Annotated in this window: 15 protein-coding genes; 7 read left to right on the top strand and 8 right to left on the bottom strand. The window is 39.2% G+C overall.

The features are described 5' to 3' along the window. Positions 1–23: 23 nt before the first annotated feature. Both PLA12_00955 and PLA12_00950 read right to left on the bottom strand, forming a co-directional pair. Positions 24–890, bottom strand: a complete 867-nt coding sequence (locus tag PLA12_00955) for a CehA/McbA family metallohydrolase (GenBank protein HOQ31059.1) — start codon at positions 888–890, stop codon at positions 24–26. A gap of 30 nt (positions 891–920) precedes the next feature. After that, on the bottom strand, positions 921–1142 hold the full coding sequence (locus tag PLA12_00950) for a hypothetical protein (GenBank protein HOQ31058.1): 222 nt from the start codon (positions 1140–1142) through the stop codon (positions 921–923). Between the two features lie 139 nt (positions 1143–1281). Here PLA12_00950 and PLA12_00945 point away from each other — a divergent pair, with 139 nt between their 5' ends. Together PLA12_00945 and PLA12_00940 are read left to right on the top strand one after the other, a co-directional pair. Then, a complete protein-coding gene (locus PLA12_00945) occupies positions 1282–2367 on the top strand; it encodes a hypothetical protein (protein ID HOQ31057.1) in 1086 nt (361 codons plus the stop codon). Between the two features lie 45 nt (positions 2368–2412). After that, positions 2413–3027, top strand: coding sequence for a DUF4203 domain-containing protein (locus PLA12_00940; protein HOQ31056.1), 615 nt, complete (start codon positions 2413–2415; stop codon positions 3025–3027). A gap of 60 nt (positions 3028–3087) precedes the next feature. Here the strand turns inward: PLA12_00940 and PLA12_00935 are convergent, their stop codons facing one another. From PLA12_00935 to recA, 6 genes are all read right to left on the bottom strand, one after another. Beyond that, the gene (locus PLA12_00935; protein HOQ31055.1) at positions 3088–3798 is read right to left on the bottom strand and encodes a lysophospholipid acyltransferase family protein; all 711 of its coding nucleotides are present in this window, start codon (positions 3796–3798) and stop codon (positions 3088–3090) included. After that, a complete protein-coding gene (locus tag PLA12_00930) occupies positions 3785–4681 on the bottom strand; it encodes a 2-dehydropantoate 2-reductase (protein ID HOQ31054.1) in 897 nt (298 codons plus the stop codon). The genes PLA12_00935 and PLA12_00930 overlap by 14 nt, the downstream gene beginning before the upstream one ends. Positions 4682–4758: 77 nt before the next feature. After that, entirely contained in the window at positions 4759–5607 is an 849-nt protein-coding gene (locus tag PLA12_00925) for an SPOR domain-containing protein (protein HOQ31053.1), read from the bottom strand. Further along, complete coding sequence (locus PLA12_00920; protein ID HOQ31052.1) at positions 5600–6142, bottom strand: hypothetical protein; 543 nt, start codon at positions 6140–6142, stop codon at positions 5600–5602. The genes PLA12_00925 and PLA12_00920 overlap by 8 nt, the downstream gene beginning before the upstream one ends. Positions 6143–6196: 54 nt before the next feature. Next, positions 6197–9235, bottom strand: coding sequence for an AsmA-like C-terminal region-containing protein (locus PLA12_00915; GenBank protein HOQ31051.1), 3039 nt, complete (start codon positions 9233–9235; stop codon positions 6197–6199). Positions 9236–9300: 65 nt separating this feature from the next. Further along, a complete protein-coding gene (gene recA / locus PLA12_00910) occupies positions 9301–10341 on the bottom strand; it encodes a recombinase RecA (GenBank protein HOQ31050.1) in 1041 nt (346 codons plus the stop codon). 403 nt (positions 10342–10744) lie between these two features. On the opposite strand from recA, the gene PLA12_00905 reads away from it, so the two are divergent. The 5 genes from PLA12_00905 (at position 10745) to PLA12_00885 (ending at position 20404) form a co-directional block, all read left to right on the top strand. Then, positions 10745–12037 (top strand): MFS transporter, encoded by a 1293-nt coding sequence (locus PLA12_00905; protein HOQ31049.1) that lies wholly within the window; start codon positions 10745–10747, stop codon positions 12035–12037. Between the two features lie 228 nt (positions 12038–12265). Continuing rightward, positions 12266–13537: a Gfo/Idh/MocA family oxidoreductase gene (locus tag PLA12_00900; protein HOQ31048.1), complete on the top strand. Its 1272-nt coding sequence runs from the start codon at positions 12266–12268 to the stop codon at positions 13535–13537. A 12-nt stretch (positions 13538–13549) separates the two neighbouring features. Beyond that, the gene (locus PLA12_00895) at positions 13550–16336 is read left to right on the top strand and encodes a DUF1080 domain-containing protein (GenBank protein ID HOQ31047.1); all 2787 of its coding nucleotides are present in this window, start codon (positions 13550–13552) and stop codon (positions 16334–16336) included. A 47-nt stretch (positions 16337–16383) separates the two neighbouring features. After that, positions 16384–18234: a GxGYxYP family putative glycoside hydrolase gene (locus PLA12_00890; protein HOQ31046.1), complete on the top strand. Its 1851-nt coding sequence runs from the start codon at positions 16384–16386 to the stop codon at positions 18232–18234. A gap of 136 nt (positions 18235–18370) precedes the next feature. Continuing rightward, on the top strand, positions 18371–20404 hold the full coding sequence (locus PLA12_00885; protein ID HOQ31045.1) for an SUMF1/EgtB/PvdO family nonheme iron enzyme: 2034 nt from the start codon (positions 18371–18373) through the stop codon (positions 20402–20404). Positions 20405–20409 lie beyond the last annotated feature (5 nt).

Here is a 20409-nt window from a genome sequence, read left to right as displayed (position 1 = left end):
CAAAACAATCCTATGGCTATTTTTTATACCAAACGGAAAGGCTGCGTCCACGCTTGAGCTTCACCTTCTCCCCAACATTCAAAACGAATGTAGGAATATGGGAAAGTATCGCTAATTTCATAACAGATAGAATTCCCATGAACTTCTTTAATTCTCCGACCATAGTCCACAATAACAGCAATTTTCTTAGCATTGGAGGTAGTTAGAGATATTTTATTTGAATTGACAATGATTTTTTCTATCTCAACTCCTGTGCTGGTGTAAAAGTTCCCATTTTTTAGAGCGTTCAGGACATTTTCCAGGGTCAAACTTTCAACCTGTGCAACATTCCATGCAACGCCGAAGTTCTCTTCCCAATGGGTATCGTCATTGGCATATCCCCAGACAAATTTTCCCTGAGAAAGAAGTAAGTCCCAACGGTCTGTGGCACAGGGATTTCCCGGTAAACAACGAACAACACCATTGTACACCTCAATACCCGTGTAATTTTCCCATGTCTCCAAAAATTCCTGCGGACAATGATTAAAATCCTCTTCCCAGTTAGGATGGGAAATAATAGCAAAACCATTATCTTTTCGTATCTCATCCAGAACCTTTTGACGGTTTAGATAGGGATTAACCTTCTTTTTCGCGTTTACATGAAGCAAATGGGGTCCTTCTTCTGTTATTTCATTCCCCTGAATGATAACCATTCCCTTTGTGTCCAGCCCATTTATAGGAGCCACCAAATCGTGTTCGCTAAACATAAGGAATTGATAGCCTAAAGAAGCATATCGGTTTATAGTATCCTGTGGGCTGAAGGCACCATCACTTACACTTGTATGTGTGTGTAAATTCCCTTTTACCCAAATAGAATTTGCCGAATTCAAATAAGGATTTTTGATTTTCAATTTAACTTCTCCATTTAATATTTTTAATGTTTATTTTTTTTCCCAGAGGGATATAAATTCTTCTGCAGCGGAAGGTTCTAACAATTCAGGACGGTATAACCTTTTTACAATGGGGTCAGGCACTTTTGAAATTTCTTCTGTTTCGGGGATATAGGTCAATTGTCGTTGTATCGTTTCATTATCATCACATTCGTAATAAGTCCATGCATCTCCCTTTCCGGGAACAAATTGTGCCGTTTTAAAATACTTCATTGTTTTATCCTCGTGAATTTAATATAATAGAACTAAAATTGTTGGAATGATATTCATTAAATAAATGTAAATATTATAAATCTATTTTACAGGAAACATAGTCTAATAGGAAAACGAACAACTTAATTTTAAATAAAGTATGAAAATAACACAAATACAAAAAATATTTATTTCTTTTTGTTTCATTTTATCATTACTTTGTTCTTCAACTGCCTATGTTTTAGATATTGAAGCCGAAAATATTTTTGTAAAAATTATAAAAGCCTTTGACCCCAATGCCGACCCGGACCAGATTGATGAAGATAAAAATGGTATTCCTGACCGTGCTCATGCAAGATTATTAGACCGCGTTCTAAGAGACGAAACCGTACCAAACCATGATTTACTGGTTGCCATTTATTACTTTAATTGGGTTCAGATAAAAAAGGATAATACTCTGGGTAGTAAATGTATCGCCATTCAACAATTATACGGCATTACTTGTGATGAAATTGAACGCTTTAGTGCGGAAATTATTACCTTAGGAGAACCTATGGCTATCCAATACTTTATTCAGGGGGCTATAAGTCAAGTTGGAATTACAATTGATTTAAAAAATTATAATTTAAGTGGTGGATTATACCTACGAGCAACAGCAGACCTGGATGGCGACCGAATTTCAAACCGTAAAGAGTTTCAAAATGCAGAAGGGGATTTTGATTTGTTTGTCTCGAATGCAATAACTCCACAGGAAAACCCTAATGAAGGGGAAATTGAAATTCCTCCTATTGATAAAGATGTCCCATTAATAATAACACCTGCGGTAAATAGCAATCTGGACTTTGGTAGTGTCTCGTTGAAAAATTCGGTGATTAGTGAATTTACTGCTCAGAACATCGGCACAGAAGTTATTCCTTTCTATATCTGGGTTATAGGTGAACCTGAGTTCCAAATCGTCGGAGAACGGTCGTTTTTTGTAGAACCTCAAGAAACGGTGAAGTTTCAGGTCAAATTTACGCCCCAAGATTTCAATAAAGTATCTGGAATACTTGTGATTGAGGTATATGGTAAAAAATATTATATTTACATGGGTGGACAAGGCTCCTGGTTGCGAAATATTATCTCCTGTAACACACATCCACAACAGAGAAATGAGCTGGGAAACAAAGGGGATAGGATTGTTTTTCTTTTAACTTTGCTACTACTTGGAGTTTTTTATAAAAAACAAGGGAAGACCACGACTTGATTTGAGGGAAAAGTAAGTTATTTAAATTTCTGTCTGATAAAACCTGTGGATATTTTTCAACAAATACTAAATTTTCCCATCCATCTATCTACGATATTTTTAGTAATGTTGTTGGGCTTTCTGATATGTTTTACAGGTTATCGCATAGTTTATTGGATTATTGGATTGTGTGGCTTTTGTATATTAAGTTCCAGTTCTTTCCTGCTTCTTGAGGGATATGCAACACACCTTTTCCCTTTAACGATTGCTCTTTCCTTTTTTTTAGGTATATTAGGTAGTCTTTTTGCGATTTTCTTTTACAAATCAGGAATTTTTTTATTAGGTGTGATTGGTGGATTTTCTTTCGGGATTGTTTTATTGCCGGTAATGAATATTCCTATTATCTTACTTATTTCAGGCATATTGGGAGGTATTCTATCTTTTGTTATCGAAAAAATAATCATTGTTGTTGCAACATCTTCTATTGGTTCGCTAATTGTCGTATGGGCTATAGTGCGATTGCTTGAATTGATAGGTATCCTTTCTATTACTCCCGATTTCGAACCCTCCTATTTTCGAATGATTAGTATGCTCACATGGTTAGGACTGGGCTTATTAGGATGTGCTATACAATATAAATATTCAAAGTCAACACCCAAAAAAAGAAATGAAACTTTGTAACTCTTTATCTACATTAATCCCTTTATATTCCCCACAGAATTAGGGATTGATTTATCTGTTTTATATACTTTCCTGGATACCTGTTACTTTTTGTAGTCGTTGGATAAGTGTATTTAGTGCATTCTCAACTTCTCTTCGGGTATTTTCAATTTGATGTTCTTCTTCTGATGATGGAGGAGGAATTATAGGACCAAAACTGACATATATTTTAGAAAAAGGTTTGGGAACGGGAAAACAATCCCATGAGTTAAGGCGCCAGCACTTGCTAACAATTGCCGTCATAGGCACAATGGGCGTTTTTGTTCTTGCCGATAAAACGGCGATACCGGGTTTCGCAACTCGCCGCGGACCTTTGGGACCATCTAATGTCCAGCCTACACAGCCCTGATTTTCCAGTGCTTTTTGTAATCCTTTTAATGCATCGCTTCCCCCTTTAGAACTTGACCCACGAACAGCCTCTAATCCAAAACGGTGAACTATACGCGCAGCCAATTCTCCATCATAACTATAACTCGTTAGGGTATGATAATGTGTTCCTTGAAACAAATGAGCTCCAAAAGCCATGTGTTCGTGCCAGAAAGCAATTAATACTCGTCCCTCTGTTTCCATCGTTCGGTCAACATATTCCTCTTTATCAAAAACAGTCCATTCACAAAGGGCAAAGAGATTTTTCAGAAAAAAAGAAATAACGGGAGGAAGAATTGTTAACGCAATTTTTTGTTTTCGTGAGAAGGTATAGGGACTGTCGTATGGAATGTCAGGTAATCTCACGCTGTTCCAAACTCCGAACCAGTTGATAAACCAGTTTTGTTCGCGGTGTTGTGAGAAATGCCGATGTCCCGCGGCGGAAAATTTCGCCACTTATGGAATCTATTTCAGTTCGTTTCCCGGCACGGATATCCTGCAACATCGAGGATATATTATCTGCCGTTTTTTCGCAGACTTCCTCTGCCACTTCCACCAGACTTCGTGAAAAACGATAGCCCTCTGTTCCTGCTACCTTAGATGCTTCTATCACAAGTTCACGAAGCAATTCTCGCGCTTCTCTAATTTTCAACAACATACCATTGGGAACATTTAGAATAGCCGTTAATGGATTTATTCCTGCATTTATAGCCGTTTTTTCCCAGATAATCTGACTTGGGCTATCAGTAATTTCTACCCAAAATCCTGCCTTCTCCAGAATTTCTAATGGCTCTTTCACAGATGCTGTGGTCCAACTTCCAAAGGTTGTTAGTCCCGATGCCGTATGTCGCACTTTTCCTTCTGCAATTAAAGTGCTCGCTTCTGTGGTTACTCCTGCAAGGATATTTTCTGCCCCTGTTTTTTTGCAAAGTGTTTCAACATTGCCCAATCCATTTTGTAATGTAAGAACAGGAGTATCTGGTGGCAAGGTGAGATTGGCTGTGGAATAGGATTTCACCAGAATAATAATCAAATTTTGCATGGTAGGGATATGCCCTGTTACATGCACATAATATTTCTCTGTCTTGTCTCCTTCTATAATCTCTATTCCACTTTTCGATAAGCGATTAATTCGTTCCTGCTGATAGTCAATTAAGTGGACACGAAATCCCGCTCTTGCAAGTTTTCCTGCAAAAAGACATCCTAATGCACCCGGGCCAACCACACTCACAGCATATACATTATTCATTTGTTTTGCCTCCTTTGATATTCTCTCATTGGCAATTTGTTTTATATATTATAGACAAAAATGTAATTTATAAAAAATTATTTTTGTGGTTTCACAATAAATGCCTTTTTGAAATCGGGTTCTTGTGAAAGAATCTTTAACGACTCTCGGGCTGTTTTTTCATCAGGGATATTAATAACAGCGATTTTGTAAAACTTTCCTGCGGGCTGAATTTTAAAAACAAATTGGTTTTTGTATTTTTTCTGGAATTTTTCCACTATACTACGGGCTCTCTTTTCCGCATCATCTCCTGTTAAAGCCGATAATTGGATGCTATATGTTTTGGGCTTTTGTTTTACATTAACATCTGGGGTTACACTATTTTGGGATACAGATTGTTTTTCAACAGGGGGAGTGGTTATATCTTGGTCAATGGGCGGGGTTATGGGTGTTAATTCAACCTGTTTCGGGGGTTGTGGGTTATCCGTTGGAGGACTTATAGTTGATGTATCCGAGATAGCCGTTGTCGGTGTCTCCGTTGCCTTAGCAGGTTCTGCACTACTTCCCGTAGTAGAAGTGGGAGCAACTGTAGTCACCGTTTGTTCTGTCGTGGGTTTATCTACAGGAGAAGTATTTTCTAATTTTTCGAATGCGCCTTCTGTAGAGTTTGTATTTGCAGTCGTTGGAGTTTCGCTTTTGGGTGGTTCTGTTTTTTCACGGGTGTCTGTTTTTACAGATGGCTTATTTTCTGCCGTTGCTTCGGTTTGTTTCGATTGCTGTTCCAATTGTATTGCGAATTCTCTTTTGCCCATGAAAACCCCGAAAATAAAGGAGGCAACAAGAAGAAGAATTACAACGACTAAAATTATCGAAAGTCTGTTGGGAGAGATATAAATTCCCCAGGGGTCTTCTTTTTTCTTTATCGGTGATTGAAAATCATTATACATGGGAAATACTATCTTGCGGGTTTGAGTTCTCCGTTTCGGGTTTATCTCCAAGTCGTTCTAAAACGATTTTTTTGGCTTCTTCCATTTCAGCAAAAGAAAAGTTCGGGTCTCTTACTTCAATAACGCGGTCATCTATACGGTCAATATACATAATAATATAGCCATCTCTCTGAGAGATAGCCATTTCTTTTATCTTTTTAAATATCTTCTCCCTTCTTAACAACTGGGATGCCAGAAAAGCAATGGCAAGTTCCATACGAGATTGTTCTTTTTCCACCGATTCATAAAAAAGTTTTCGCAGGGGGCTATCCTCTACTTCCTGTTCTTTTCTTCTCATTTTTGTATCTATATAACGATGCCGCCATTGTGATATAGATTCCTGCTTCTCCTGTTTTTCCCAGCAAGAGAGACAAAAATCCTGCCGTTGCCATTCTTTCTTTGAGCCAAGTATTCGTGACCAAATCCATTCCTCATGTATAAACACTTTCTCACAGGAAAGACACTTTATTCCATTTCGACTGATACTTATTTTCATGTCAACACCAACTCCATTTCATTTAACAATTATCGCAAATTACGGAGTTCTACTTCATTTTGGAGGACCGGTGGCTGAACCGAGAACACCTCCACCTAATTTGAGCAAATCCACCAAAATTTTACGGGGAATATCAATAACGCGAAAGGCCTCTGTCGTAATTTCTGCCGCACCACTAACTAATGTAACCCCAAGGGGTGGCAAATTCTTAACCTGTCCCTTAGGGCTAAATGAAGGACCATGAACACGGAAACCTAATTGTATCGGGTTCTGGATAATTTGATGTCCACGAATATTAAAACTCTCCCGAATTACTGCAATTTGTGAAGCCAATTCAGGTGATAGCGTTACAGACAAATCATAGTCCATATCCCCGTCAATAATGAATTGCCCGCTACCATTAATCTGCAAACCTTCTGAACGGAACTGAACATTAGGCGTTTTTATAAGGTCTTTTTCCATTTGGACATCGCTTGTAAAGGTATAGAAAGGTAATGTTGCGGGGAAATTTGCAGGTGACATTTCCGGTGCAAATCGGCTCAGGAAAAGGTCTGTCTTCACTTTCCCGTTAACCACCTGAAAAGTTCCTTTTCCCGAGAGAGTATTGCTATCATCTAAATCGAGAGAATATTCTACATTTCCTGTACAGTTACCTTCCATGGCTTCTGGCAAATTTAAATGACGAACAAGATAAATAACGGGAATGTTTTTCCACTGAGCCTTTAAAACGCTTATATTTTCAGGAGAAGTAACGGAATAACTTCCTTCTATGGTTCCATCTCCAACCTGAGCAGAAAAACGGTCTAATCCTGAAATCTGCGGTTTATCATAAGCAATCCCCTTAAAATGAGTTCCTTCCCATGGACTCATGGTTATCTTATCTGCATTGAGGGCAAAGGTCCAATATTCCGGTGGTGAAGGAGGTTCCTTCTTTCGTATTCGTTCTGCCTCTGCCTCTTCTTTTGACCGTAAAGGTAATAGCCATTTTACCCCTATGGGAGGAATATCTGCTTCTTTGGCGGTGATGGTAAAAGTGCGTGTGCGATTATTCAAGTCTCGCTCATCAATAAACGCCTGAATAGAGATACCTTTTGCTTGCAGAGGGATTTCGGTATCCTTGGCAAGGAAGGAAGCCCAATCTATATCCATTCCAATTCGCATGGTTTCACCAAATTTTTCCGTTCGTGTCTTTTTCTCCCAAAGGAATGAACCGTTGGTCGCAATTCCTCCTCTACCTTCATACGGGACACGGAGACATTTACTTGCAGTATTAATATCTAATGCGTTCGTGGTTACATTTACTCTACGCAGATTAAATTTTCGATTGTAATAAGCATATTCAAATTTTGCATCTAACGGCGTTGCTTCCAGCAATGCAGACCCTTCTATCGTCAATGTCTTTTGCGGAATAAATGTAACATTTAAATTAGGTATTGTTGCCCCAATTCCCGAATGTTTACGAAACCACCATTGAAAACCTATATCAGCAGAGGTTAATTCCGCATTTAATTGGGCTGTTATTTTTTCCGGTTGATAACCCAATACTGCTTGAAAAGTAGCGCTCCCGGATAACGATACATCGTCATCTTCTTTTAAAAATGGGAGCTTTTCTAATGAATTCAGCGTCCCACTAACAGTAAAATTACCCATTTTTTCTTGAACTTTATATACCCCTTTTGCTGTTATAGGGGAATTGTTATAAATCCCTGATAAGGAATCTATTGTTATTTCATCTGTATCCAGGATGCAGGTTGCGGAAATGCCATCAATTTTGATTTTCAAAGGAGCATATTCAACGACACCCTCTTTAAGGACCAATGTGCCTTTGGGTAATTTCCCCTCTGCTGCCCAGCCTACTTTCACCAGTTCCAGTTTTGCACGAAGTGAAGGAAGTTCGGGACGAGTGGGTGTGAATTCCAATGTCCCATTCGTTACATCGGCTAATGCCTCTAAAATAGGCTTTGAAAATGTTCCCCGAATTCCGAAACGCAAATTATTTAACTGGTCGAAGGTTAAAACAAAATCGCCATAAGGTTTTATTTGTTGTTGTGTTAGAGAAGTAATAATATCTACCAGAGGTATTTTACGCACTTCCAAGGTCAAGTCTAATTCGGGAGCAGGTTTATCAAGAAATATCAAACCCGAAAGACTTCCATCGAATTCTGGAGAAGTAATATCCGCTGTAGTAATTCGCAGTCGCTTTTCCGATAACTTAACATCTGCAAGAGCAGTAATTTCTCCCGTGATTGTCTCCAATGGGATATTCGGCGATTTCGCTTTTATATTTTCAAAAGGTGCTTCTACAGCAAGGATTAAAGTCTGATTAGGATACCCCGCTATACGCAGAGAAGGTGTTATAGACCCTTCCGAATATAGAAAATTGGAAAAAGAAATTATTTTTTCCAGCTGCGTAAGCAAAATTTTATCACTGGAGGCTCTTACATCAAAATCTTCCATCGAACGAAACCGAACATCCAGGTTGATTGTGTTTTCTTCAGGAATTTCTGGCAGATAAGAAACCGTCGTTTCCACCTTTGCCCGAATTTCAGAAGAATCCGCAAAACGATAACAGTCAAATTGTAACTTTTTTAACTGCAATTCATGTTCGGGAATTAGTCCCAGAATAGAAATATTGTTTCTTTCCCCAACAATACGAAACGAAATATCTTTCAAATCTATAGAAGAATTTCCGCCTGAGGTTTTTCGTATTTCCTCCCAAAAGGACGGGTCTTCAATATTTATCTTTATATCTGACTGGCTAACCTCAATACGGTCAAAACTCCACTCCCCATAAAGGAAGTTTATCCAGTTTACATGAACCACAGTGCGAGGGATAACAACATCTGCTTTTATCCCTTTATAATCCACACGAAGGGAAATATCATCAATGCGAAGTCCTCGCAACCCGTTAGGAAGAATTTTACCCACAGAGAGTTTCCCATTAACTTTCTGGCTTATCTCTCGCTCATAATTTGCTTTCAATGATAATAATTTATAGCGTGCATATAAAAAGCCTCCGGATAATAAAAGAGCCAGCAAGATAAAAAGTATAGAGATAAAACGCAGTCTTGGGTGGTTATCGTGTTTTTCCATCGGTTTCGATATGTTCTCGGAATGGGGAGCGATTCGTTTGTTCCTTACTTCTCTTATAAATTTAACTAACTTTCTTTACTTTCGGGTAAATTCGTAATACCATGTTTTTCCAATACCTTATTACGAATTTGAGAACACAATTCCGGGTTATCTTTCAGGTATCTGCGAGCAGATTCTCTTCCCTGTCCGATATTTTCGCCATTATAAGAAAACCAGGCACCACTCTTCTGGATAATTTTTTCATTGATAGCAAGGTCAAGCAAATCACCTTCATACGAAATCCCTTCTTCAAACAAAATATCAAATTCCGCAGAACGGAAAGGTGCACTCAACTTATTTTTGACAACTTTGGCACGCACCCGGTTTCCTATATCAACCTCTTTTTCCTTTACAGAACTAACCCTTCGCATATCAATTCGCATGCTTGCATAAAATTTTAGTGCCTTACCACCCGTAGTAACTTCGGGATTCCCATAAGTGCCTCCTATCTTATCCCGAATCTGATTAATGAATATTACCAGTGTTTTAGAACGACTAATAACTCCCGTAAGCCTACGCAATGCCTGAGACATAAGCCGTGCCTGCAAAGCCATGTGTTGGTCACCAATTTCCCCTTCAATCTCTGCTTTCGGAACTAATGCAGCAACAGAATCAATAACAATCACATCAAACGCATTACTTCGCACTAAATTTTCGCATATATCTAAAGCCTGTTCTGCATAATCCGGCTGGGATACCAACAAATTATTTATATCTACACCTATCTTCCCCGCAAACGATGGGTCTAAAGCATGTTCCGCATCAATATAACATGCGATACCCCCTTCTTTTTGTGCATTGGCAACAACATGAAGAGCCAATGTCGTCTTCCCGGAAGATTCCTGCCCAAAGATTTCAACCACACGCCCTAAAGGCAATCCACCAATTCCTGTGGCAAGGTCTAATGATAAACAGCCTGTAGATATAGCGCGCACCCCCTGAGTAAAACGGTCATCACCCAAACGAATTAATGTCCCTCTACCATATTGCCGTTCCAATTGAGAGAGTGCTATTTCCAGTGCCTTATTTTTTGCTTTTGCATCTTCAGCGTTAGGTATCGTTGACATTTCTTTTCTCCATCGGTTTCTTGGTTTCAATTGATTATGTGAAAATTATTTCACTATACATAATATTATGCATATTTTCTTATACCATGTCAATTATACTACTTTTTTATTATACCTTTGCACTATGGACAAAAGAAAAAACACTCAAAATTATTCCATCAAAGCAACCCCCGTCAGCACCCTTTACACAGGCAAAAAACATAGGCTAGCCATTCATTCACACTTATTCATAAACATAATCATAACCCGCATAAAAATTTTTATAGAATTTTTTGAGAATAATATTTAAGTAACCGATAAGAATTAATTATCTGCGCATGTTTTTTAGGTTTTATTTTGATATAATTACCTCACCGTGAAAAGTTTTGGAGTATCACTCTAACTTAGAAATAGGTGGTAATTTATGGCGGTTTCATTAAAGACAAAGGTATCGTTTGGGTTGGGAGGTATTGCTCTTACTTTGCCGGATATGGTTTTTACACAGTGGATTTTTATGCGATATGTGCCGAATGAAAAAGACGCTTTGTTATCCGCTTCGCTTTTCGGTATTATATTTATGATAGCTCGTGTTTGTGGAGCCGTTGCGGAACCGCTCATTGGTCATTGGAGTGATTCCTGTCGGACGAGATGGGGACGGCGGATACCTTTTGTTCGGTTTGGATTGTTGCCATTAGTGATATTCTTCTTTTTAATGTGGCATCCACCTGTAATGGCACCTCTCTGGTTGCAGGCTGTTTATGCTTACCTTGTAATACAAATATATCTTTTGTTTTATCCAGGGGTATTAACACCTTACCTATCTCTACTTACAGAATTGGGTGAAGAAAGCATGGACCGTGTTCGATTAATGACAGCTCAAGGCGTTTTCGTTATGCTCGGCAGTGTGGTATTTGCACTGGTAGGTGTGGTGAAGGAAAATTATGGCTGGACAATAATGTCGTTACTGGTTGGATTCCTAACCTTTTCTTCATTACTTCCTATCGCTATCACAGGGAAAGAACGCAATGTCCCAAAAGAAGATGAACAAAATGTTTCATTTATCCAGTCCGCTATATGGGTATTAAAAAGCAGGTCGTTCTTGCATCTTGTTTTTGGAACCTCTTTTTATTTTCTTGCATTTACCTGTATTGTAATGAGTCTCCCATTCTGGGTTAAGGTATATTTAGGGAAAGGTGAGGCTTTTGTAACTTACCTGATGTTGCCTCTATTGCTGATTACCATGTGTTTATTTGCTTTTGTAGGTCCGGCTGTGGAACGCTTTGGGAAATATCGCGTTTTCTCTCTGACATTACTACTGGCAAGTCTGGGATTATTTTTCCTATCGGCTGTAGGTCTATATCCGATAGGAAGTTCCTTTGTTCATTTATTAATTGTAGTGATGTGGATGGGTATCCCTGTGGCAGGATTAGCAGTATTACCCTTCGCCATATTGACCGATGTAATTGATGAGGATGAAAAGAAAACGGGAACAAGACGCGATGCGATATTTTTTGCTATTCAGGGAACTATACAAAAAATATTTATAGGTATCTCGGGTGGAATTTTCTCTGTGCTGGCATATTGGGGTAGCGGAAGTAATGAAGTAACGGAACAAGGATTGCGATGGGTTGCCATTGCAGGAGGATTAAGTGCCTTTGTGGGATTTCTAATCTTTCTTGGTTATCCTTTAAGAGATATTGATGTGAAACAAAAATAAAAGCACACAAAAGAATAGAATATGCTTTCACGAAGAATAAAACAAAGTTAGAAAATCCCTTATTTACTTACCCCATAGAGGGTTAATAGTCTTCTTATCCTTTCGAAAATCTCTTTTTTATTCTTCATCTATATGAATTCTTTTTTGTAATATAAAATGATATTTATACATAATAGAAACGATTGTTCTAATATAAATAAGTAACCTATGTTTTTGGAGGATAAAAATATGTCTCGAAAGAAAACAACGCGTAGAGAATTTTTAAAGGCGTCGGGTGCGGTAGGATTGGGTTTCATGGTTCTACCGAGACGCATATTAGGAGGTAAAGCCTATGCCTCACCGAACGAAGAATTGACCCGTGCTATTATCGGGGTTGGTGGTATGGGAATGGGACACATTGGATACACAGATGGACGGCTACTGGCTGTTTGTGATGTAGATGAAAAGCACCTGAAACAGGCAATGGAAAAAGCAGGACCGGATGTTAAGGGATACAAAGATTATCGTGAAGTGCTTGCTCGTGAGGATATTGATATTGTGCATATTGCAACACCTCCGCATTGGCACGCCATTATTTCCGTTGATGCGGCCCGTGCCGGTAAGGATATTTGGTGCGAGAAGCCCATGACCCGCACCATTGGAGAAGGGAAAAAAGTAGTAGAAGCAGTTCAACGGTATGGTCGTATATTTCGCCTGAATACATGGTTCCGAATGAAGGACACTTTTTATGGCTTTGGCACAACCGCATACGAAATAAAAAAAGTTGTGGACAGTGGCATGTTAGGTTGGCCCTTGAAAGTTAATGTGGGCGAGTCCACAGGTTTTACATGGAAATTTTTCTGGTCAGGAAAAACAGATTTAGAACCGCAACCAGTTCCTCCCGAATTAGATTATGATTTCTGGTTAGGTCCTGCCCCGTATAAGCCTTATCATCCCCATCGCGTTCATTCAACCTTCCGCGGATATTGGGATTACGATGGTGGTGGACTGGGGGATATGGGACAACACTATTTAGACCCGGTCCAATATTTGTTAGGCAAAGATGATACAAGCCCTGTAGAAATCGAGGTATCCGCACCACCTCAACATCCGGACGCCGTAAGTTCTTTCCGATGGATTCGTCTCCGCTATGAAGATGGCTGTGAAATTATTCTCGATGGAGAAGGGAAACCCGGATTGCCTTATCTCGAAGGACCTAAAGGGAAACTTTACCCGGGCTTAAAATCGGATATTCCTAATTTTGAGAAAAAATTAGCCTCGTTTCCCAATCCTGAGCCTTTGCCTTGTGATTTTGCACATTCTGTTCGCACACGGGAAAAGTTTCCTCTAAATGAAACCAATGGACATCGTTCATGCACCATTGTAAATCTGGCAAAGATTGCTATGCAATTGGGCAGAAGTTTGCGTTTCGACCCTGTTAAGCAAGTGTTTGTGGGCGATGAAGAAGCAAACCGACTTATTGACCAACCCATGCGTGCACCCTGGACTTTACAAGTATAAGGAGAACCAACCATGAAAAGATTGAATAAATTAACACAAATATTTACAATTTCTACCCTTATAGCCATTTTCCTTTTTATTCCCCTTGCAACAAGGGCAGACATAACGCAATGGTTAGAAAAAATAGGGACTGCGTCCCTTTCAGAAAGTTATGTTATCTGTGAAGAACTCTGCAAACAGGGCGAAACAAAAATTGCAGAACTATGTCAGCATATAAAACCTCAGGGTGATGACCGTAATGCAAGGCTGTTCGTCCGTATATTAGTCAATTATGCGTCTACACAACCGATAGAACTCCAAAACACCGTAGCAAAAGGTCTTATAAAAGCACTACAAGCAAATCAAGATATACAAATCAAGGCGTTTTTAATTAGCGAACTACAGATGTTGGGAAATCCTCTGGCTGTAGAAGCAATCGCTGGGTATATCGGTAATCCCGACCTTTGTGATTATGCCATCCGTGCCTTGCAAACGATAAATAACGATATATGCTTTCAAAAACTTTGTGAAAACCTTTCCCATTCCGAAGGAAGATGTCAGCAAGGGATTATCTCTGCTCTGGCAGGGATAGGCAATCCTCAAGCAATTACAGAATTAGAAAAATTATTCAACTCTGCTACACCCGAAACAAAAGAAGTGATATTAATTGCTCTTGCACAATTGGAAAATGACAGCGAAAAATATTACAAACTTTTGGAAACACAATTAAATGCGGATAAGCCACTTGCCAAAAAACAATTTTATTCTTTGCTCTTCACACAGATAGAAAGGGTAGCAAAACAAAGCAGCATAACGCCCCAACAGAAAAATATTTTGGAAGCCCTATTGCAACAAGCATATAAAGAGAATGATATCGGGGCTATATGTGCCATACTACATTTATTTGCCTATCTACCTCCCAAAGATGTTCTGGATTTGTTTGCCCGTGAAATTTACAATCCTCAATCGGAAATATCTGCTGTTGCACTACAATATTTGTCTCAAACGAATACAAAAGAAAGTAAAAATATATTAAAAGAAGCACTTGTTAAAAGTGCCTCTGGTGGCAATGTCTATCAAATTCTGGACGCCGTAGGAAAAACCCCAGACCCCTTGTTTATTCCTGCTATTACACCTTTATTAAACCATTCGGACGAGAAAATTCGAATGAAAGCAATACAGTCCTTAATAAAGATGGATGCAGATAAAGCGATACCCATTCTGGTAAAACGGTTAAAAGAGACTTCGGATAAATCCGATTTAAATGCTATTCAACAGGCTCTTCTTCAAACACCCCCAAAGGAAACCGTTGCAGAATTGGGTTCGTCTCTGAAAAAACTGAAGGAAGAACAATTAGTTATTGCTCTGGACATTCTGGCTCAACGGCATGCAGAAAAATATTTCAAGTTTGCACTTCAACAGACAAAAAACAAAGATGCAAAAGTCCAAAAAGCGGCTTTCAATGCGATAGCCTTCATGGGCACGCCGAAGGATGTTCCTACTCTCATCAAACAATTGACCAACCCGAAAAACCAAAATCAAGACGCTATTAGTGAAGCCCTTGTTCAAATATTACGAAGTGAAGAGGATGAAGACCGTTGCAAGCCCATCTTTTCTGCAATTGACAAAGCAAAACCAGAACAATATGGATTATTACTTTCTATCCTTGCAAAAGTAGATGACACCGCGGCACGGGATTTTGTCCTTTCATGGCTCAATCTACCTTCTGATGTTTCTACAAACAAGGTAAAAATAGAAAGTGCCATTTCTGCTCTTGCCCTTTGGGATAATCCGAAACTTGCTGATAATATAATTGCGTTCCTAAAAAAGAACCCTAACCATCCCTACCGTAATGATGTATGGAAAACACTCATCCGCTTTTTATCCCTGCCCGATTTAGCCCCAGATGAAAAGGTATGGATATGTGGACAGGCTATTGAAATTAGGCCCGAAAACATAGGGGATATGTTTAACATCTTAGGGGGAATATGCAATAGCGATTCATTCCTGACTGTTGCAAAATATTGTAACAATCCTCAGTTCGCAGATATTGCTAACAAAACACTGGTGCGAATTGCCTTGCCGGATAAAAACAACGAAAACGGCATTACAGGACAAGATATGGTTCCCTATCTGGAAAATGCTTTGAAATATATCGATGATGCATCATTAAAAGAAAATATTCAGAAACATATTGAGAAATGTAAAAATGCCCCTGCTGCCCTGCCTATAATCTATAACGATGACAACCAGTTTACATCCCTATTTAACGGTAACGACTTGAAAGGTTGGAGTGGATATACTCGCGGATTTGTTCCTGAATTTGGGAAACTAGTCTGTTTACCTACCTGCCATTTGAATCTATTTACAGAAAAGCCTTATAAGGACTTTATTTTACGATTTGAGTTTAAATTGTATCCCGGTGCGAATAATGGTATCGGCTTACGCGTTCCTTATATGAAACATGCCGCGTATGATGGAATGGAAATACAGATTTTAGATGACAATGCCCCGGAAAACAGCCGTTTAAAACCGTATCAATATCACGGTTCTATATATGGTGTGTTAGCTCCTGCAATCCCTGCTCCATTAAAAAAATGTGGAGAATGGAACCAGCAAGAAATCCTTTTACAGGGCTCAAAAATATCCGTCCGTGTCAATGGAGTAGAGATTTTAACAGCAGACTTGAAAGAACTGGCAAGCAAACCCAGCCCGGATGAAAAGGCACACCCCGGTTTGCTTAATGAAGAAGGACACATTGCTTTACTTGGACATGGCTCCCGTGTAGAATTCCGAAATATAAGAATAAAACAACTGTAACTTAAAAATATATACGAAAGCGAATAACAACATACAAGGGGAAAACCATGTTGTTTTTTCTCTCATTATTAATTTTGGCTCCGCCTTTTGCAATATCAGAACCTATGCCTATTTACTATTATGACTTCTCATGGTCAACAGAAAAAGATATGAACACCGAAAACAACGCTCGCGATGCCTGGGATACAGGACATTTATTGGCTTCTTTACAGGGAATAGTAAATCGTGCAGAACCACGCTTATTTGTCCGATTTATGAAAGAAACGGATGATTTTTGGTGGAATGAATTTCGGAAATCGGGCGGGTGGTTAGACAAAAAAGAGGTAAAACAGGTAGATGATTGGATTACTTTGCTGAATGTATTTCATCCTTTTATCGAGGGAATAGTTATATACTCCGAAAAAGTGCAACCCTCATCTAATCTTGCCAGTACAATCGCAGGGCTGGAAAATCGTATTTGTTTGAGATATGACACCTCAAATGAAAGTGCTTTCCAAAAAGTTATCGCAACAAATCTTCCTTTTACAAAAAATCTTCGATGGCTCGTAAATAACGAAACATTAGAAATTCTCCCTACGATAAAGCCGAAAGATTATTCCGATATATCCTCCGTGAGTTTAAAAGCACGGTCTTACCTCTGGGCAAAAGAACAATTTTTAGATACGGGTTTATGCAGTCCTGAATTTTTAGCCTATTACATTGACGGATACTGGTTTCAAAAGCCTTCTTCAGCCTCGTTCCCAAATGCCACCCTTATGAATCATGATTTTTTCATATCTCGGAGGGCTTTCTTCTTCGATTTAGGAATCTGGGATGATGAGCCTGCAAATGATGAACCTCAACAACCCGCGGGAACAGACCGTAAAATACTTCGAGAAATTTTATTGAGTATGTACAGAAACGCAAAGGGCATGATTTATCAGATAGGCGGTTTTACTCCATGGATATGGAAATATACGAAAGAAGCAGGAATGGGCGGAAAACATGAAGGAGTGCCAACCGAATGGGAATTTGTCAAGATGGTTTCTTCTTTTAATGGCGTGTTGGATGCTGATGCTTTAGGACTTGCTGGTATGGCAAATGCCTCGTTTTATCAACATTATCCGTTAAAGTCATTTTACCCGCAAAATCAGAAACCAACCTTTGAGAATTTGAAACAACAAGGATATATAACCTCCGATGGTAAAGTTGCCCCCAAAGTATATGTGTGTTTTTACATGGGAGACTTCGACTCTGCCGCCTGGTTAAATCAGACTGTGCCCAAATGGTGGTCTGACCCAGCACATGGTGAAATTACCTGTATCTTCCCTTTTAATCCCAATTTGTCCCGCCGTGTTCCTCATGTATTCGACTATGTTCGAACACATGCAAGCCCGAAAGATTGGTTTGTCTATGGCGATTGTGGGGCAGGTTATCTGAATCCCGGAATGTTAATTGCTTCCCATAGAGAATACGGCATTCCTGCGGGTTGGAATGCCTGGGTCGAGCATAATTTGTTTTATAGCAAAAGGTTCGACTTATCTATTACAGGGTTTATCATTGATGGTTATGCCCCAGGTTTAGATAAAGATGGCTTTGAAGCATATTCCCGATTCTCGCCCGATGGAATTACTGCCCAGAAAATATCCTCGTTAGGTTGTTATGAAAAGAAATTACCGTATGTTCGCATGGGCATAGATTTAATGGAACCTCCAGAAAAATCTTCCGATATCATAGCCGAATATGCAAAGAAGCCATTACCCTCCTTCCGATTTATCCGAACTATCTTAAAATCTCCGACCTGGCATAAAACAGTTATTGACTTAACGCAACAAAAAACAGATACCGTTGCCTTTGTAGACCCTTATACTTTTTTTGAATTGGTAAAAATTCAAACACAATGTTTCCCCTCTTCGTGAACAAACCCCAGAATTAATTAGATACATATCTACTATTTCAAAACAAATTAAGTATAGCAGAAAGATTTTTCATAGAAACTCCTGTTAAGTATATAATAGATATGAAGTAAATTTTTTGTAGAAAAAAGGTTTTATAATGGCACAGGTAAGATGTTCAAAATGTAATCATATTAATCCCGATGGAGCTACTCAGTGCCAGAAGTGCAAGGCTCCATTGCCAGCCATAAAAATCAGTCCCATGACCGCAGAAACAAAGAAAGCAGAGCGAATACCGTATGAAAAGAATACACCTAATTTTCAACAGGGGACATTACACCGCGGAGAAATTTTTGGAAGCCGATATACCGTTGTAAAACTCATCGGTAGGGGCGGTATGGGCAGTATTTATAAGGTGTTCGACAACACCTTAAAAGAAGAAGTCGCCTTAAAATTATTATTGCCCCAGTTTGCCAAAGACCCCATGATTGTTGACCGTTTCTTGAATGAAGCCCGCATTGCCCGAAAATTATCTCATCCCAATATTGTTCGCGTGCATGATATAGGAATTGCAGGAAATATCCTATATATATCTATGGAATACATCGAAGGGAAATCCCTACGGGGTATTCTGGAAAGTATGCTACCGGGACAGCGTCTTCCATTGAAACAGATATTAATTTACTTTGACCAGTTATGTTCCGCTCTGGAATATGCCCACCAGTTTACAGTTCATCGCGACATCAAACCCGAAAATGTGATGGTTACTCCACAAAACACTGTAAAACTGATGGATTTCGGTATTTCAAAACTGATGGCAGATACAAGGTTAACGGGTGTCTCCGTTGTAATGGGTACACCTTTCTATATGTCCCCAGAACAGGTCCGAAATAGCAGGGATGTAGATGCTCGTTCAGATATTTACAGTTGTGGAATTATGTTATATGAGATATTAACAGGTCAGGTTCCGACAGGGATTCCAAAACCGGCTTCAGAACTCGTCAAAGAACTTCCCCCGGAATTGGATAAAATCGTAGAGAAATGCATTCAACCCGACCCTCAAAACCGTTTCCAGAGTGCCGGGGAATTAAGAAAGGCATTAGAGCCATTAAAAAATCTGGTGCTCGCTGGTGATGAAATCTCTATTTCTCATCCAACAAAACGAATTAAAAAATGGAAGACTTTTCTTACACCAAAAGTAATAGGCTGGTCTTTAGTTACCCTTATTCTATTACTTTGTTCTGCAGGATTATTTTTCGCCGAACGATATAGAGAACAATTGCTCGCACAAGAAGCCCTTTCGGAAGGGAATCTCGTCGTTCTTAATAGTAATCAGGTCCCCACCGTAAGCACCTATATCAAATTGCTACTTCGTCTTGCTGAAAAAGCAAAAGATAGGGCAGCCATAGATGATGATGCACGACAATACTTAAGTTTGGGGGAACCTCTACTTCAACAGATACAAACAAAATTTAATGCCGGCGAAACAGTTCCATTCGATTTGTTATTTTCATGTGCTCGTTACCTCTCTGCCATATTTTGCGAACATGAGGGAATGGTGCTCATTCCTGAAGGGAATGTTACATGGAACAACCAACAATATACTGTCCCCGCATTTTTCATCGATATAAACGAAGTAACCCAGGAACAATACAAAACATTCTGCACATCAGGTTCTGTAAATTGGGAACTTCCACCTTCTCCCGAGTTCAATGTCAATACAGATAAACAGGATTTATTACCTATTACAATGGTAAATTATTTTGATGCTCTCGCTTATGCCAGTTATTACAAAAAAAGTCTACCCACCGTCTGGCAATGGCTACGAGCCGCACAGGGAGAAAGAAAAATAATGTATCCCTGGGGCGATGTATGGAAGGATAATTCGGCAAATGTAGGTAATGTGAATAATACTCCACTACCTATTAAGTCCTATCCTGATGACCAAAGCCCTATGGGTTGTTTTGATATGTTAGGAAATGTATCCGAATGGACAAGCACACCTGCCAATCCCGATTGTTCACAAGATGATTTTTGTCCCCGTGTTATTATGGGCGGTGATTTTGCGTCTCCCCAAACTTCCCTTGCCCAAAGTCGAAGTGCAGATTCGGAAATGCGTTCACCCTTTATTGGTTTCCGATGTGTAAAAGAAATCCCTATTTCACCTTCCCAGCTTATAGAATACCTGAAATAAAAACA

Source organism: Candidatus Hydrogenedens sp., from assembly GCA_035378955.1.
In the GTDB taxonomy this organism is placed as follows: Bacteria; Hydrogenedentota; Hydrogenedentia; order Hydrogenedentales; family Hydrogenedentaceae; genus Hydrogenedens.
The sequence above is the reverse complement of the archived record's forward strand: the minus strand, read 5'-3'. Positions and strand labels throughout refer to the sequence as shown.

Excerpts from the sequence above, each read along its gene's own strand:
- PLA12_00905 (HOQ31049.1), top strand. The coding sequence starts at position 10,745 with ATGGCGGTTTCATTAAAGACAAAGGTATCGTTTGGGTTGGGAGGTATT.
- recA (HOQ31050.1), bottom strand. The coding sequence starts at position 10,341 with ATGTCAACGATACCTAACGCTGAAGATGCAAAAGCAAAAAATAAGGCA.
- PLA12_00925 (HOQ31053.1), bottom strand. The coding sequence starts at position 5,607 with ATGTATAATGATTTTCAATCACCGATAAAGAAAAAAGAAGACCCCTGG.
- PLA12_00920 (HOQ31052.1), bottom strand. The coding sequence starts at position 6,142 with ATGAAAATAAGTATCAGTCGAAATGGAATAAAGTGTCTTTCCTGTGAG.
- PLA12_00885 (HOQ31045.1), top strand. The coding sequence starts at position 18,371 with ATGGCACAGGTAAGATGTTCAAAATGTAATCATATTAATCCCGATGGA.
- PLA12_00890 (HOQ31046.1), top strand. The coding sequence starts at position 16,384 with ATGTTGTTTTTTCTCTCATTATTAATTTTGGCTCCGCCTTTTGCAATA.
- PLA12_00915 (HOQ31051.1), bottom strand. The coding sequence starts at position 9,235 with ATGGAAAAACACGATAACCACCCAAGACTGCGTTTTATCTCTATACTT.
- PLA12_00950 (HOQ31058.1), bottom strand. The coding sequence starts at position 1,142 with ATGAAGTATTTTAAAACGGCACAATTTGTTCCCGGAAAGGGAGATGCA.
- PLA12_00895 (HOQ31047.1), top strand. The coding sequence starts at position 13,550 with ATGAAAAGATTGAATAAATTAACACAAATATTTACAATTTCTACCCTT.
- PLA12_00930 (HOQ31054.1), bottom strand. The coding sequence starts at position 4,681 with ATGAATAATGTATATGCTGTGAGTGTGGTTGGCCCGGGTGCATTAGGA.
- PLA12_00945 (HOQ31057.1), top strand. The coding sequence starts at position 1,282 with ATGAAAATAACACAAATACAAAAAATATTTATTTCTTTTTGTTTCATT.
- PLA12_00900 (HOQ31048.1), top strand. The coding sequence starts at position 12,266 with ATGTCTCGAAAGAAAACAACGCGTAGAGAATTTTTAAAGGCGTCGGGT.